Source organism: Tahibacter aquaticus (assembly GCF_004363655.1).
Lineage (GTDB): Bacteria > Pseudomonadota > Gammaproteobacteria > Xanthomonadales > Rhodanobacteraceae > Tahibacter > Tahibacter aquaticus.
In genome coordinates, this window is the sequence record NZ_SNZH01000019.1 from 86,232 (window position 1) to 101,355 (window position 15,124).

At 66.2% G+C, this 15,124-nt stretch carries 16 protein-coding genes; 9 read left to right on the forward strand and 7 right to left on the reverse strand.

Annotated elements, in window-relative coordinates:
* Nucleotides 1-239: 239 nt before the first annotated feature.
* Together rlmKL and DFR29_RS24505 are read right to left on the reverse strand one after the other, a co-directional pair.
* Nucleotides 240-2,378: a bifunctional 23S rRNA (guanine(2069)-N(7))-methyltransferase RlmK/23S rRNA (guanine(2445)-N(2))-methyltransferase RlmL gene (rlmKL, locus tag DFR29_RS24500; protein ID WP_133821281.1), complete on the reverse strand. Its 2,139-nt coding sequence runs from the start codon at nt 2,376-2,378 to the stop codon at nt 240-242.
* Nucleotides 2,375-2,926 (reverse strand): alpha/beta family hydrolase, encoded by a 552-nt coding sequence (locus DFR29_RS24505; RefSeq protein WP_133821282.1) that lies wholly within the window; start codon nt 2,924-2,926, stop codon nt 2,375-2,377. The genes rlmKL and DFR29_RS24505 overlap by 4 nt, the downstream gene beginning before the upstream one ends.
* Before the next feature lie 92 nt (nt 2,927-3,018).
* On the opposite strand from DFR29_RS24505, the gene DFR29_RS24510 reads away from it, so the two are divergent.
* Together DFR29_RS24510 and DFR29_RS24515 are read left to right on the forward strand one after the other, a co-directional pair.
* Nucleotides 3,019-3,591, forward strand: a complete 573-nt coding sequence (locus tag DFR29_RS24510) for an N-acetylmuramoyl-L-alanine amidase (RefSeq protein ID WP_208113707.1) — start codon at nt 3,019-3,021, stop codon at nt 3,589-3,591.
* Entirely contained in the window at nt 3,588-4,067 is a 480-nt protein-coding gene (locus tag DFR29_RS24515; RefSeq protein ID WP_133821283.1) for a C40 family peptidase, read from the forward strand. Before DFR29_RS24510 ends, DFR29_RS24515 begins: the two co-directional genes overlap by 4 nt.
* A 188-nt stretch (nt 4,068-4,255) precedes the next feature.
* Here DFR29_RS24515 and DFR29_RS24520 read toward each other — a convergent pair whose 3' ends face one another.
* On the reverse strand, nt 4,256-4,747 hold the full coding sequence (locus tag DFR29_RS24520; protein ID WP_133821284.1) for an FKBP-type peptidyl-prolyl cis-trans isomerase: 492 nt from the start codon (nt 4,745-4,747) through the stop codon (nt 4,256-4,258).
* A gap of 91 nt (nt 4,748-4,838) precedes the next feature.
* On the reverse strand, nt 4,839-5,399 hold the full coding sequence (locus tag DFR29_RS24525) for a DUF1232 domain-containing protein (RefSeq protein ID WP_133821285.1): 561 nt from the start codon (nt 5,397-5,399) through the stop codon (nt 4,839-4,841).
* A gap of 114 nt (nt 5,400-5,513) precedes the next feature.
* Here DFR29_RS24525 and DFR29_RS24530 point away from each other — a divergent pair, with 114 nt between their 5' ends.
* A complete protein-coding gene (locus DFR29_RS24530; protein WP_133821286.1) occupies nt 5,514-5,954 on the forward strand; it encodes a DUF6265 family protein in 441 nt (146 codons plus the stop codon).
* Nucleotides 5,955-5,959: 5 nt separating this feature from the next.
* On the opposite strand, the gene DFR29_RS24535 is transcribed toward DFR29_RS24530, so the two are convergent.
* Nucleotides 5,960-6,526 (reverse strand): hypothetical protein, encoded by a 567-nt coding sequence (locus DFR29_RS24535; protein ID WP_133821287.1) that lies wholly within the window; start codon nt 6,524-6,526, stop codon nt 5,960-5,962.
* A gap of 187 nt (nt 6,527-6,713) precedes the next feature.
* Here DFR29_RS24535 and DFR29_RS24540 point away from each other — a divergent pair, with 187 nt between their 5' ends.
* Nucleotides 6,714-7,166 carry a hypothetical protein gene (locus tag DFR29_RS24540; RefSeq protein WP_133821288.1) on the forward strand — a complete coding sequence of 151 codons (453 nt, stop codon included), beginning with the start codon at nt 6,714-6,716 and terminating at the stop codon, nt 7,164-7,166.
* A 57-nt stretch (nt 7,167-7,223) separates the two neighbouring features.
* Here DFR29_RS24540 and DFR29_RS24545 read toward each other — a convergent pair whose 3' ends face one another.
* Nucleotides 7,224-8,477: a winged helix-turn-helix domain-containing protein gene (locus tag DFR29_RS24545; protein ID WP_133821289.1), complete on the reverse strand. Its 1,254-nt coding sequence runs from the start codon at nt 8,475-8,477 to the stop codon at nt 7,224-7,226.
* Nucleotides 8,478-8,607: 130 nt separating this feature from the next.
* Here DFR29_RS24545 and DFR29_RS24550 point away from each other — a divergent pair, with 130 nt between their 5' ends.
* Together DFR29_RS24550 and DFR29_RS24555 are read left to right on the forward strand one after the other, a co-directional pair.
* Nucleotides 8,608-9,327, forward strand: coding sequence for an acid phosphatase (locus tag DFR29_RS24550; protein WP_166654315.1), 720 nt, complete (start codon nt 8,608-8,610; stop codon nt 9,325-9,327).
* Nucleotides 9,328-9,557: 230 nt separating this feature from the next.
* Complete coding sequence (locus DFR29_RS24555) at nt 9,558-9,929, forward strand: DUF4345 domain-containing protein (protein ID WP_133821291.1); 372 nt, start codon at nt 9,558-9,560, stop codon at nt 9,927-9,929.
* Between the two features lie 264 nt (nt 9,930-10,193).
* Here DFR29_RS24555 and DFR29_RS24560 read toward each other — a convergent pair whose 3' ends face one another.
* Nucleotides 10,194-11,117 (reverse strand): lipase family protein, encoded by a 924-nt coding sequence (locus DFR29_RS24560; RefSeq protein ID WP_166654316.1) that lies wholly within the window; start codon nt 11,115-11,117, stop codon nt 10,194-10,196.
* A 214-nt stretch (nt 11,118-11,331) separates the two neighbouring features.
* Between DFR29_RS24560 and DFR29_RS24565 the strand changes: the two genes are divergently transcribed.
* The 3 genes from DFR29_RS24565 (at nt 11,332) to DFR29_RS24575 (ending at nt 14,509) form a co-directional block, all read left to right on the forward strand.
* Nucleotides 11,332-13,482, forward strand: a complete 2,151-nt coding sequence (locus DFR29_RS24565) for a DEAD/DEAH box helicase (RefSeq protein ID WP_133821293.1) — start codon at nt 11,332-11,334, stop codon at nt 13,480-13,482.
* A 195-nt stretch (nt 13,483-13,677) separates the two neighbouring features.
* Nucleotides 13,678-13,980, forward strand: coding sequence for an EF-hand domain-containing protein (locus DFR29_RS24570; RefSeq protein ID WP_133821294.1), 303 nt, complete (start codon nt 13,678-13,680; stop codon nt 13,978-13,980).
* A gap of 82 nt (nt 13,981-14,062) precedes the next feature.
* The gene (locus tag DFR29_RS24575) at nt 14,063-14,509 is read left to right on the forward strand and encodes a hypothetical protein (RefSeq protein WP_133821295.1); all 447 of its coding nucleotides are present in this window, start codon (nt 14,063-14,065) and stop codon (nt 14,507-14,509) included.
* Nucleotides 14,510-15,124 lie beyond the last annotated feature (615 nt).

Genomic DNA, 15,124 nt, shown 5'->3' on the forward strand with positions numbered 1-15,124 from the left:
GCTTGGCGGCTGAATCGGCGCTTATTGAAGCCGGTGACGATTGTCAACGGACGAGTCTGCCCTGCGTCACACTTTACGCCGCGCAAGCCTTGGCACAGTTAAAGAATCAATGACTTGGCAATGACCACGAACTGCCGGCCCGCTGAAGGTCAATGCTCATGCGGCGACAGGCTTCCTGGCGGACCCGCGCTGCGCGGGGAGCACCCGCACCGCCCCCGCGCTGCCTGGCCGGTGCGGGGCTATTCCTTGCGGCGCAGTTCCCAGGCGCGATGAATGCGCGGATTCCGCTCGAAATCGAACGGAATCGTGGCGGCGCTGATTTCGCGCATGTCCAGCGCGGCCAGCGCTTCGCTGTCGAGATGGAAACGGCGGTAGTTGTTGGAGAACAGGATCAGCCCGCCAGGTGCCAGGCGCTCCATGCACAGCGTGAGCAGGCGCACATGGTCGCGCTGCACGTCGAAATCCTGCGCACGCTTGGAATTGGAAAATGTCGGCGGATCGACATAGATAAGGTCGTATAGCTCGCGATCCTGCTCGAGGAACGCACAGGCATCGGCCTGGACCAGGCGATGGCGGTTGCCGACGAATCCGTTCAGACCCAGATTGCGCGAAGCCCACTCCAGATACGTTGTCGACAAATCCACACTTACCGTATTGCTGGCTCCGCCGTCGGCGGCAAACACGCTGACCGCGCCGGTATAGCAGAACAGGTTGAGAAATCGCTTGCCGCGCGCCAGCTCGCGTACGCGGGCGCGCAGCGGCCGGTGATCCAGGAACAGGCCGGTATCGAGGTAGTCCCACAGGTTCACCAGGAATTTCAGCCCCCCCTCTTCCACGGTGAGAAATTCGCCGCGCTGGTCCATGCGGCCGTATTTCTCGCCGCCCTTGGCCCGGTAGCGCTGCTTCAGCGCAATGCGCTCGCGCGGAATGCCGAAGCTTTCGCCGGCCACGCGCACGATCTCGCGCCAGCGCTGGCGCGCGCTGTTTTCGTCGATGGTGGACGGCGCCTGGTATTCCTGGATATGCAGGTGGTCGGCATAGACATCGATTGCCGCAGCATATTCCGGCAGGTCGGCATCGTAGATGCGATAGCACTGCAGGCCTTCTCGCTCCAGTCGCTTGCGCAGGTGCTTGCGATTCTTGTCCAGGCGGTTTTTCAGCATCTGTGCGCCGTCGGACAAGGGCTTGACCTCGCGCGGCACCGCAGCGGCGCTGGCGGCCAGGTCGAAATTCAGCAGCTGGCATTCCAGCGCGCCGTTGTAGAACGCATAGCGCTTGACCGCGCGCAGGCCAATGGCGCGGCCCAGCTCGGCGTCGGATGTAATGATGCTGGCCCGCCAGTCGTTGAATTCCTGCTGCAGTTTTTCACCGATCAGGCGATACAGCGGCTGCAGTTCATCGCGTTCGCCCAGGCGCTGGCCGTACGGCGGATTGGAAATCAGCAGGCCCGGCTGGGGGCATTCGCGCGGCCGCGTCAGATGACTGAGCGACTGGCGGCCGAGATGGACAAAACCCGCCACGCCGGCATGCTGGACGTTGTGACGTGCTTCTTCCAGCACCTCCGCATCCTGGTCGAAGCCGAAAAACCGCTGCCCCAGACTGGAAAGCCCGGCTTGCGCGCGCGCGTTCATGTCGTCGCGCAGCCCCTGCCAAAGCGCTGCATCGTGGCCGCGCCAGCCCAGCAGGCCGTAATAGTCGCGCTTCCAGCCCGGCGCCACGTCGGCCGCCATCCAGACCGCTTCCACCAGCAAGGTGCCGGAACCGCACAGCGGATCGACCAGACAGCCGCCTGCGGCGAACACCGCTGGCCATTGCGCCCGCAGCAGCAAGGCTGCGGCGAGGTTTTCCTTCAGCGAGGCCTTGCCATGGCCCTGGCGCCAGCCGCGCTGGTGCAGCGGAGCGCCGGAAAGATCCAGCGACAAGGTGGCGCGTTCGCGCCGCAGCAACAGATTGAAGCGCACATCCGGCCGTTCCGTGTCGACGTTCGGCCGCGTGCCCAGGCGCTGGCGGAATTGATCGACGATGGCGTCCTTGACGCGCTGCACGGCGTAATGACTGTGCGTGACGCCGCGCGTCGCGCCGACCGCGTCGATGGCAAAGCTGCCTTCGTCGGCGAGATGCGCGGCAAAGTCGACAGCGGCAATGCCGTCGTACAGCTGTTCGCCGTCGCCTGCATCGAACTCGGCCAGCGGCAGCAGCACGCGGCTGGCCAGGCGCGACCACAGGCAGACCTTGTAGGCCAGGGCCAGGTCGCCGCTGAAATAGACGCCGGCCAGGGCTTCGCGCGGCTGCAGCGCGCCAAGCTCGGCCAACTCGTCGCGCAGCAGGTATTCCAGACCCTTGGGACAGGTCGCAAACAGTTTCAACGGATCGTTCATTCTTCCACTTCGGCCAGAGCGGCCAGATCAGGTTCGGCCTCGATCGCGGCGAGGAAAAGACGGAAATGTTCAGCGATCAGTTCGACATGCCCGGCCAGCCGGTGCGCATCGGACAGCATCAGCAGACTGGCGCGACGCTGCTGCGCATAGGCGACGACTTCCGACGCAGGGCAGATCTCGTCGTCCCAGCCGTGCACGATGGCAGTGGCGACACGCGTGGCGCCGAAGGCGCGCGCATAGCCGGGAATTGCCAGCGGCAGCGCCATCAGAAACAGTCCGGCGACGGGGCTGTCGAGCGAAGCAAGGCCGGAAACGAAAGCACCCATGCTGGAACCGACCAGGACGGTCGGTTCGTCCGCGCGAATCATCTGCCGCAGCCGCGCCACGCGCGGATCGATGCAGGCCAGCATGCCGCGCGCATCCAGGTCGCGATAATCGGCGCAGCTGGCGCGCCAGCCGCACGCCTTGGCCACCACCGCCAGCGCCGCCACCTTGGTGCCGCCTGGCCCGCTGTCCGAGCCATGCGACAAAATTACGTGGCCTTTCATGCGCTTTCCTCGCCGCTGCGGCCCAAATCAGGGGCGGGATGCTAGCACTCTTCGCGTTGGCAGCCGCGCCCGCGCATGCCAGACTGGCACGCATGCCTGCGCTCGCCATCAACGATCATCCCCTGCCCTACGTGACCCAGCTGGAGTCGCGTGCCGCCAGCAGCATCGATCTCGTCGTCATTCACTGCACCGAGCTGCCGGACCTGGCCACCGCCCGCCGTTACGGCGAGCAGGCGATCTATGCCTCCGGCACCGGCAACAGCGGCCACTACTACATCGACTACGACGGCAGCGTGCACCGCTACGTAGCTGCCGAACGCATCGCCCATCACACGCGTGGCTACAACCCCCGCTCCATCGGTATCGAACTGAGCAACCGCGGGCGCTGGCCCGACTGGCTCGACTCGCGCCAGCAGCAGATGGACGAGCCGTATACCGCGGCGCAGATCGACGCCCTGCTGCTGCTGCTGCAGCAACTGCGCCACGACTACCCCAGCCTGCGCTGGATCGCCGGCCACGAAGAGCTGGACACGACCGAAGTGCCGGCCAGCGACAACGCCAGCCTGAAGGTGCGGCGCAAGCGCGATCCCGGACCGCTGTTTCCGTGGCAACGCTTGCGCGACAGTGGCTTGCAACGTCTGCAACCGGCGGCGGTGGCGCCGTGAGCTCGCGGCTCTGCCTGATCCTGCTGGCTGGCCTGCTGCTGGCCGGCTGTGGCGCCAGCGCACCGCGGCGCAGCGCGATTGCCGCTCCGCGCGTCGATGCCAGCGCCAACGACATCCTGTTCCGCGCCATCAGCCTGGTCGGCACGCCTTATCGCTACGGCGGCAATACGCCCGAAGGCGGTTTCGACTGCAGTGGGCTGATCGGCTACGTTTTCCGCGACATCGCCGGGGCACGCCTGCCGCGCAGTTCGGCCGACATCGACCGGCTCGACGCCCCCTCCGTCGCGCGCAGCAAGCTGATCGCCGGCGACCTGGTGTTCTTCCGCGACGGCGGCAGCGTCAGCCATATCGGCATCTATGTCGGCGAAGGCCGCTTCGTACATGCCCCCAGCAGCGGTGGCACGGTGCGCCTGGACGCGCTCGACGGCGATTACTGGCGCCAGCACTACTCCGGCGCCAAGCGGCTGATCCGCTAGAGATAGCTTGCGGCAGCGCCATGGCCGATGCGCCGCAAGCGCACATCAGCCGTCGACGACGGCAGCGCAGCAGCACATCAGCCGTGAAAGACCGCGGGAATGTTCAGACGCTGTGGCGCCAGGAAACATGAATCCGCTGCCGCCAGTTCCGCGGCAGCATCGATTTTCGTCCGCTGCAGTGCGCCAGCTCAGGCGTGCTCGTGGCCGCCCGCACCATGGGCATGACGATGCTGCAGTTCGACTTCCTCCGCATCGCGCACGCCGACCACTTCGACGTCGAACTTGAGATTCTGGCCGGCCAGCGGGTGGTTCAGATCCACATCGATCGTGGTCATGCCCACCTTCACCACCGTGACCATGCGCTGGCCGCCCTGCTTCAGGCTCAGCACCGTGACGTCGCCGACCTTGAGCTTCTGCGCGCCGGCGAAGTACTTCTTCGGCACCCGCTGCTGGGCTTCCTGGTTGCGCGGGCCGTAGGCCTCGTCGCAGGCCACTTCGGTTTCGAACTTGTCACCGGCGGACTTGCCCTGCAGCGCCTTTTCCAGGCCCGGAATGATATTGCCGTGGCCGAGCAGGATAGACAGCGGCTCTGCACGCACGCGCGAACTGTCGACGGTTTCGCCGTCCTCGCCGGTGACGGTGTAGTGGAAACTCACGACTTTGTTGTTCTCGGCGATCATGGCGCTACCTGGCAGGTCAAAGGCCGCGAATGGTAGCGGCCGAACCGCGGCGCGTCATCTTGCGCTGCGGTCGCGGACCAGCCGGCCGCCTTCAGGCGCCGGTGCCGGCCTCGGGCCCGGCCAGTTGGCGCACCGCTTCCACCCGCGCGATGCGGCGGCGCATACGCTCGCGCAGCGCGTCGCGGCGGCGCGCCAGCAACACACTGAATTCGCGCCGTCCGGCGGGAACCGCGGTTTCTTCCAGGCTGCGCCGATAGCTGCAGAAGTCCATGTAGGCATCGATCACATGGCGCAGGCGGCGCAGCAGCAGCTCCAGCATGATGGCGTCGTCGAGCAGGCCGATCACCGCCACTTCGTCGGGAATCAGGTCTTCCGGATCGGCAAAATAGATCAGCGTGCGCAGCACTTCGCGGCGCTCGTCGCCAGGCAGGCACCAAGCCTCGTCTTCCAGCATCAGGATCATCTGCTGCACGCAGACCAGGCGCTGACGCACATAGCGCGGCGCACTGGCCAGCGGCAAGGTGTTCAGTGCTTCCTTGGCCGTATCGACGACCTCGCACTCGTCCATGCAGTCGGCCAGGCGTTCGGCCCGCGCCAGCGCTGCGTGGAACCGCGCAATGTCCTCGGCTTCGAGTACAAATGTAATACGCATCAGTGACTGCACCCCGGCGCGGCAGACTACGCGCCGCAGGCGGCGGGGTCAAAAGCCAAAAGTCCCACTGCACCTACTGCGCTAGCATGGGGCTCCCGCCACGGAGATCCACCCATGCGCCGTCTCGCCGCCACCTTCGCCCTGTTGTTCGGCAGCCCTGCCCTGGCCCTGGAACTGCCGGCCTGGCTGGCTGGCCATTGGCAGACACGCGGTGGCCAGACCACGACCGAGGAAGTCTGGCTGGCCCCGGCCGACGGGCTGATGACCGGCATGAGCCGCACCAGCGGGGGCAAGAAGCCGTTCTTCGAGTTCGCCCGGCTGGAACAGCGCGGCGGAAAACTGCTGTATATCGCCCAGCCCGGTGGGGCAGCGCCGACCGAATTCAGCCTGACCGCCAGCGACGCAGAAAGCTTCCGCGCCGAAAACCCGGGCCACGATTTTCCCCAGCGCATCATCTACGAGCGTCGTGGCAATGACGGCATTGACGCGCGCATCGAAGGCGATATCGACGGCAAGCCGCAGGTACAGCACTGGCAATATTTCCGCGTGCGTTGAGCCGCTCAAGGCTTCAGGCAAGGCTTGAGCAGCTCGGCCAGCGCAGTCTGCTGGCCGTCGAGCAGCACTTCGGCCTGCAGCGGCGCTCCTGCCGTCGGCGGCGACACCGCAAGGCGCAGCCGCCTGGCCTGAGTGTCGGCCAAAACCTTGCCGAGCTGGTGCAAGGCACCGGCGCGGTTGTTCGGCTCTGCGCGCGACAGCACGAAACCGTCGCCGTCCACGCCATACCAGCCGCTGATCGGTCCCTTGACGTTGATGCCATCGCCACGGGTATCGACGCTCCATTGCGCCAGATCGCGCTGTTCGCCGGCACCGTCGGGGCCTTCGAACACGTCCAGCGCAAAGCCCTTCAGGCTATCGGGCTGGGCCAGGATCAGACTGATGCTCAGCGCGCCGTCGCGCGCCGGATGGCAGGAAAACTCGAACTGCGCGCCGGGCAAGGCCTGCGCACCGACAGAAGCCTTCGCCGGCAGGCGCTGCTTGCGCAGCTGGGGGCCGTCGGCAGCGGCAAGCACCATTACCGAACCCAGCCCCAGCACCAGGAAACCGCCAAACTTCGCTAACACAACCATGCTTACGCTCCTTGCCGATCCGTGCCGTCGTTGGCTGGCGCAGCTTACGCTTCCTGCGGCGCTGTGCCGTCGTCGAGCGGCGCGGCATGGTCCGGCCACTGGCGCAACGCCACCACGACTTCCTGCACTGGGTAGCCGCGTGCAGGCCGACGAGGCTGCAGCACCGCCGTTGAAAAAGCAGGCTCCCATGCAACACGAACAGGCAGAGCGCGACGCTGCGCAGATCGAGACCCTGGTACCGGCCATCTATGCCTGTATTTCCGGCGCGGCCGGCGCCGCACGCGACTGGGACCGCTTCCGCGCCCTGCACCGGCCCGAGGCACGCAGCCTGCGCACCGTCATCGACGCCGACGGCAGCCCCCGCGCCGAATCCTTCGGCGTGGAGGAATACATCGCCAACGTCAGTCCGTTCTTTGCCGCAAATGCCTTCTTCGAAGTCGAGACGGCCAGCCGCATCGAACGTTTCGGCCAAGTCGCCCATGTCTGGAGCCGCTACGTGGCCCGGCCGGCCCCGGATTCGGACATCGTGCTCAAGCGTGGCGCCAATTCCATCCAGCTGTTCCACGACGGCCGGCGCTGGTGGGTAGTCAGCACGATCTGGGACAACGAACGCGACGGGCTGCGCTTCGATCTGTTCTAGGCGGCATTTTTCCCAAGGCCACCTTTCTCTTTTGCCCGCCCGGCAGGAGTGCGGGCGCTACAGGCATTTCTTCAGCCGCGCAGCAACGCCCTTGGGCTCGCTGCGTCCCAGGCGCACGGTGGGCGTGCCGTGCCAGTCGGCGCATTGGCGTATCGCCTGGGCCAGGTCGGCCAGCAAGGTCTCGTCTGGCACAACGCCGTCTTCGAGGAAAATCGCCTTGACCTCGAACACGCCTTCCTTGCGGTGTGCCTTGGCGTCCAGCCGGCCAGCCAGGCGACCGCGCTGCAGCAGCGGCAGCACGAAATAGCCGTAGCGGCGTTTGGCTTCGGGCGTATAGCACTCGATGCGATAGTCGAAACCGAACAGGGCCGACGCACGGTCGCGATCCCAGACCAGCGGATCGAACGGCGACAGCAGCGTGCTGTGCGTCGCCCGCAGCCGGCCCCTGGCCGCACGCTGGGCCAGCGCCGCGTGTTCGGCGTGTACATAGCCCGGCTTGTCCCAGCCTTCGACGCTGACGGCAAAAATTTCGCCGCGCGCCAGCAGCGGCGCCAGCTCTGCCGGCGTGATCTGCCGGCCCAGGCGGAAATAGTCCGCCACCCAGCGCGCCGGTGTCACGCCCAGTGCCTTGATCGAGCGCGCCACCCATTCCTGCTTGATCCGCTCTGCATCCAGCGCCACCTGCCCGACCCGATAGCGCTGCGCCCGCGCCAGCACGCGTTCGCGCAAATCGTATACACGTTGAAAATTATCGCGCCGGCTGACCATTAGCTCGCCAGTGCCGAACAAGGCCTCCAGCCAGCGTTTTTCCGCCTTCCAGCCCCACCAGCCGCCACCCGGCGGGCCTTCCTGGCGGGCGAAATCGGCCGAGCGCACCGCGCCGCGCTCGGCCACATGCGCGAGCAGGTCGTCGGTCTCGCGCCGGTGCGAGGTGCGTACGCGCTGCGCATGGCGCATGGCCCAGTGCTGCAGGCGCGCCGGGCGGAACGCCGCATGCAGATCGACATCGGCCATTGGCGCAAAACAGGCTTCATGTGCCCAGGTTTCGAAGATGCGCCCTTGCGCCAGGGCCTTTTCCAGCCACTCCGCCGGATAGCTGCCCAGGCGCGAGAACAAGGTCAGGTACGGACTGCGCGCCACCACATGGATGGTATCGATCTGCAGCAGCTGCATCCGGGCGATTGCCGCGACCAGACGTGCCGGCGTCGCCTTGGCCCGCGGCGGTGCCAGCAGTCCCTGGGCCGCCAGGTGCAGCAGGCGCGCCTGCGGCAGGGTCAGGCGCAGATCGGCAGGCAGTTCGGCAGCGGGCATGGCGATACGCACGTGGCAGGCGGTGGCGCAGTGTAGTCAGTTCAAGCCTGGGCAAAGAGGGCCGATTCCGCCCGCAAGAGCGGCTTGGCCCATGGCACACTGCGCGCCCGCAATCGCCCAGGACCGTGCCGTGACCGCAACGCTGCTGCATCGCCGTTGGCAAAGCCTCGTCATTCTTCTGCTGCTGGCCACCAGCGCGCTCGCCCTGGAAGCGCCCGCACCGTATGCCCTCGCCCAGCGCATCGACCTGGTCACCCTGCTGCCGCCGCCACCAGCCGCCGGATCGGCCGCGGACAAGGAAGACCTGGCGCAACTGCTGGCCCTGCAGCATTCGCGCAGCGAAGCCGAGCTGGAACTGGCCAAGGCCGACGCCCAAGCCTCGGTATTTCGTTTCGCCGACGCTCTCGGCGACGGCTTTACGGCCGCCAGCCTGCCGCACACCGCGCAGCTGTTCGAACGGCTGACCCGCTCCATCGGTGCCGTAGTCAATCCGGTCAAGGACCACTGGAACCGCCCTCGCCCCTTCGTTGCCTCCAGTGCAATACAGCCGCAGATGCGTCCCGACGGGGCGACCTACCCCAGCGGCCACGGCGCCCTGGCGCGGCTGTACGCGATCGTGCTGGCCGACCTGCTGCCGGCGCAGCGCCGGCCGATCTTCGAGCGCGCCGACCGCTTTGCCCGCGGCCGCCTCGTCATCGGCGTGCATTACCCCAGCGACATCGAGGCCGGCAGCATCGCCGCCAGCGTGATTGCGGCCGAGCTGCGCCAGCAGGACGACTTCCGCCGCGATTTTGCCGCTGCGCGCGAGGAACTGGCGGCCTGGCAGTCGAAAACCGTCGGCAAGGACTAATACCCTGTACCGGGCAAATCGATAGCCGCTCACTCATGCTGGCCGCGCAGGACTTGCTGCTCGCTGGGCCAACGGCTTCGGCGATTGGCCTCGCTCCGCAGCAGCGTCCCGCGCAACCGGTCCTTCGTGAACTCGCAACCGATTCATCCATTGCAGGCCACTGGCTCCACACGGCCTGCACGCCGGCACTGGGCAGAATCGTTGCATCACCGGCCGCTGCGGAAACCGCCATGCTCGTCATCTACCTGCTGCTCAACGCCGCGCTGTATGCGGTGTTTGCCCTGGCCACCAGCATTGCGCCTGCGCGCATTGCCGCGGCGCTGGGCTTCAGCCTGGATACGCCAGGCCGGATCGAATTCCTGACCGTCTACGGTGGGCTGGAGCTGGGCCTGGCCGCGTTCTACGCCTGGGCCGTCTACGCCGGTGTGCCCATGCAGCGTGCGGCATTGATGTTTTCGCTGTTTCTGTATGCCGGCCTGGTGCTGTACCGCGGCGCCGGCCTGCTCGCCTACGGCGCACCCGGCAACACCGTGCTGGCGGTCGCCGGGCTGGAACTACTGCTGCTGATCGGCGCGGTCGTGCTGGTACTGCGTACGGCCTGAAGCCGCAGTGGCGTCGCTAGCGGCGCAATTCACTGTGCTTGTCGCACCCTACCCAGGTACACCGCGCCTGCATGTCCAGCTGCGCGTTCGCAGGGTGCGACGAGCGAACGCGAATTGCACCATCGCCGCGTCAGGTTTGACGCTCTGCCCGATGATTCGCCGGCGCAATTCGCTATGCTCATCGCGCCTTGCGCGGCCCGCCACGACTGCGGCACACGCGGAAAATTCGCAACGCAGCTATTTCCACATGTCCGCAGCCATGCCTCAGCTGCCGTTGTCGACCAGCGGAGCGCCCAGCAAAGCCAGATAGGTCTCGCCGCTGTGCTGCAGCCCGGCTTCGACGAACCAGTCGTCGTTGAGGTCGATCGTGCCCTGCAGCGGCACGCCGTTGCCGGGCTGGGTGTAGTCGATGTGTTCCAGGTCCAGCACTCCCCTGATGCCGTCGAGTAGCGGCACCAGGGCCAGCGGCAGGCTGGGGTTGCCGGGAAAGGACTGGCGAATCCAGTCCAGCGCCGCAAACGCATGCGGCACCACGTCGTCGACGTTGTAGTAACGGCTGTTGGTCATGGCGAACTGGCTTTCCAGCCAGCCAGCGAATACCTCGTTGCCGGCGGTAGGCCCGGCAAAGGTCACCGGCCAGAAATCCAGCACGTTCTGCCCCGGCGAGAATTCCTGGTGCAGATAGGCGGCCAGCATGGTCGCCAACGCACCGCCCAGGCTGTGTCCGACCACGGCCGTGAGGTACGGCCGGTCGGCATTGGCGCGCAGAAAGCTGACCAGATCCTGCCCGGCTGCATTCTTCAGCGTAAGCAGACTGCCCAACCCCTGCAGCGAGCCCCGCGAGACGCGCGCGCCGTCCGGCGCACCGTCGTAAGGCCACAGCGCCGACCGGAACACGCTCAGATCCTGGCCAAACCAGTCGATCCAGAACGCCTTGGACTTGGGATTGCTGACCGAGCCACGGATCGCCACGCAGAATTGGCCGCTGGTCTTGTCCTGGGCGACGAACACCTGGTTGCCGGTATCGCTCGCATACCAGACCAGCGACCAATTGCCCTGGGTCGCCAGGCCGGTATCGGCCAGCAGGCTGACGATAGTGGCCTGGTCCGGGGCATAGGCGATGGATGCCATGGTCATGCCGATCTGGCCGACGACAGTACCGCCGGTCGTGCTGAATACTGCGGTCATGAGTGCTCCTGAGTGGGCAAAACAGCGGAAACGTGTCGCGCCGGCAAACCTCCGCGGCGGCAAACGCGCCATACCGCGCGACTCTTGAACATTTTATCTTTTATCGCATTTTTCGCAGAAACCCAGCCTGCGCCGGCGGCAAAATGCAAGTGTTTCGAGCAATTCCTAGCTTCTTAAGCGACAATAGGCCGCCCCACCTATCGCCAGCCCCCCTATGACCGAGCCTTCCGACACCTCTCCGCCCTCCCTGACCTTCCGCGAGCTGAACCTGCCCGCGGCCGTGCTCAAGGCCCTGGACGAGGTCGGCTACGAATCGCCATCGCCTATCCAGGCGGCGACGATTCCGCCGCTGCTGGAAGGCCGTGACGTGCTGGGCCAGGCCCAGACCGGTACTGGCAAGACCGCTGCCTTCGCCTTGCCCATCCTGGCCAAGATCGATCCGGCCAAGCACTACCCCCAGGCGCTGGTGCTGTGTCCCACGCGCGAGCTGGCCATACAGGTCGCCGAAGCCTTCCAGAAATACGCCGCGCACCTGCCCGGCTTCCAGATCCTGCCGATCTACGGCGGCCAGGGCTACGGCCCGCAGCTGCAGGCGCTGCGCCGCGGTGTACAAGTCGTGGTCGGTACGCCGGGCCGCGTGATCGACCATCTCAATCGCGGCACCCTGGATATTTCCAAGCTGGCCTGTCTGGTACTGGACGAAGCCGACGAAATGCTGCGCATGGGCTTCGTCGACGACGTCGAGGCCGTGCTGCTGAAAACCCCGCCGACGCGACAGATCGCACTGTTCTCGGCCACCATGCCGGCACCGATCCGGCGCATCGCGCAAACCCATCTGAAAGACCCGGTCGAAGTCACGATCAAGGCCAAGACCACCACCGCGACGAATATCCGCCAGCGCTACTGGGCGGTCAGCGGCCTGCACAAGCTCGAAGCACTGACCCGCATCCTCGAAGCCGAGCCGTTCGACGCCATGATCATCTTCGCCCGCACCAAGGCGGCCACCGAAGAACTGGCCGAGAAACTCGCGGCAAGGGGGCTGGCCGCCGCAGCGATCAACGGCGACATTCAGCAGCAGCAGCGCGAACGCACCATCCAGCGCCTCAAGGACGGCCAGATCGACATCCTGGTTGCCACCGACGTAGCCGCGCGCGGCCTCGACGTAGAGCGCATCAGCCACGTGCTGAATTTCGACATTCCCTACGACACCGAAGCCTACGTGCACCGCATCGGCCGCACCGGCCGCGCCGGCCGCAGCGGCGACGCGATCCTGTTCGTGGCCCCGCGCGAGCGCGGCATGCTGCGCGCGATCGAGCGCGCCACGCGCCAGCCTATCGAACAGATGCAGCTGCCCACGGTCGAGGCAGTGAATGACCAGCGCATCTCGCGCTTCAAGCAGCGCATCACCGATACCCGCGCCGCCGGCGGACTGGAACTGTTCCAGCAGCTGATCGAGCAATACGAAACCGAGCACGACGTGCCGGCCGTGGAAATCGCCGCCGCACTGGCACGCCTGGCCCAGGGCGACTCGCCGCTACTGCTGGAACCGGAAAAGAAATTCGAGCGCAACGAACGCGAGAAGTGGAACGAGCGTCCCGCCCGCGAAGCCGGCAGCGATTCGCGCTACGGCCAGCGCACCGACCGGCGCGACCGCGACGGCTCCAACGCCAGCGGCCCTCGTCCGCGCTATCCCAACGCCGACACCGCACCACGCAGCTCGGCGGTGCGCAACGAACATGCCACGCCGCGGCCCGCGTATCCACGCAACGAACACGCTACACCGCGCCACGAACACGCCACGCCCCGGCACGAAACCCCGCGCAGCGAACACACTGCCACGCCGGCGCCGCGCACCGAACAGGCCGCACCACCAGCGGTTCCCCCTACCGAACACGCCGCAGCACGGCACGACGCACCGCGGCATGACACGCCACGCGGCGAACCCGGCAGCGAACCCGCCCACCGCATCGAACGCCTCGACCAGCCTGCCCCGCGCGATTCCGCCGCCTCCGCCAGCGAACGCTCGCCGCGCAAGGACAAGGCGCGCCGGCAGGAACAGGGCATGGAAACCTTCCGCATCGAGGTCGGTCATTCCCATGGCGTCAAGCCCGCCAACATCGTCGGCGCCATCGCCAACGAAGCCGGACTGGACAGCGCCAACATCGGCCGCATCGACATCCGCGACGACCACAGCCTGATCGACCTGCCCGAAGGCATGCCCGGCGATGTGTTCAAGCACCTGAAAAAAGTCTGGGTATCCGGCCAGCAACTGCGCATCACCAAGGCCGACGACGCGCCCGAGGGTTTCCGCGGCGGCGATGTACAGCGTTCCGGACCGCGCAAGCCGCCGCCGAAACGCCGCTGAGCTCGTTGATGCAACGCGCCCGACACGGGCGCGTTGGCTTGCATTCTGCGCAGTAAACCTCGCTTGCGGCGCAAGCGGTTTCGCCGCGCCAGCCCGCATGGCGCTTGGCGCCACGCCATCACCCACTCCTGCCGCTCAGACTGGCACGACACCTGCGACGCAGTGCCTACCCACATTGCGCCAGAGGTAGCTGTCATGCCCACGCCCTACTCGCCCTCGTTCCGCCTGGCTACCGCCGTGCTGCTGGCCGCCGGCCTGGGCAGCGCCGTCGCGCAGACACCGGCTCCGGCGACGCCCCCCGCCACGCAGCGGCTGGATCCGCCCAATACCGGCATGGCTTCGCTGGCCCAGCTCGACCTCAACCACGACGGCTTCATCGACAAATCCGAAGTACCCGCCGGCAACGAACTGGCCGGCAAATTCGCCCGTCTGGACCAGAACAGCGACGGCAAACTCGATGCCGAAGAGTTCGCGCGCTACCAGGAAGAAAACCGCTGAGCCCCGCGCCACGCGCAATCCGCGCATGAACGGGCCGCAACCACTTCGCCGCGCCCTGACCGTCCGGCGACAGGAGGCAACCATGAAATCGCACTGGGAATTCTTCAAGGAAGGCGACCACTCCTTCGGCATGTTCTACCCGCGTCACTACATCGTGGCGGGTTTCGACAGCATCGAAAACGCACTCGTCGCGGAACGTGAACTGCTGTTGCAGGGGTTCGCCGAAGACGAAGTCAAATCCGCCACCGGCAGCTTCGTCGTCGACCAGCTCGAATCCCTCGACGACGCCAGCTTTCTGGACAAATTGAAAATCCAGATCTCCAAGGCCGTAGGCACCGAAGCCGGCTACATCGACGACGATCTCAAGCTTGCCCGCCGCGGCGGCGGCTTCCTGTTCGTGTATGCCCCCGGCGATGAGGACTGCCGCCGCGCCATGGCCGTGCTGGAACCCCTACGCCCCGAATTCGCACGGCGCTACCTGCCCATGGCCATCGAACGCCTGATCTATCCGGCACGCGTGCAGGCATAGCGGCAGCCCGCCGCGCGACCGAGAACCCAGGCGCCGCCTTAGTGCGGCGCCTTTCTTTTGGGCAGAAGACGCGGGGCCCAAAGATACGGCCTATCGATGTCCCGTTCGACATCCTTTCGGCATTAGGTTTTCGTTGGCGAAAGACCTCGATATTGGGGTTCGCCTGCGGTTCACGGCCAAGCCACGTCTCTTTCTGGTTATTGCCGCGCAATAACTTTGCCGTTGCCGTTGCCTGTGATTCTGCTGTGGCCCTCGCAGGGGACAGGATGTCCCGTGCGTCGACCGCCGTAACGGCCCTCACGCAGTGGCACGCCATGGATGGCCTTCAACCGCGGCATCCGGGGTGTCCTGGGAGAATCCAAGGAGGGGATGGACAAGCATCTCCTCCTTGGTCGCGCGCCCACGGCGCGCGAAACGCGCCGCCAGGCACCCAAACAACGACCGCCTCGTCCTCCCCAAAACCTCATATCGAAACAAACACCCGCGATGACCCACCGCCCACAAATCGACAATCATTTAGCAACCGTTTAACCAGCGAAATGGCGAGATACCTCCCATACGGCGACGGACCGCTGCACGCCAGCCGATTCGCTCATATCGCTTCAAGGAAACTCA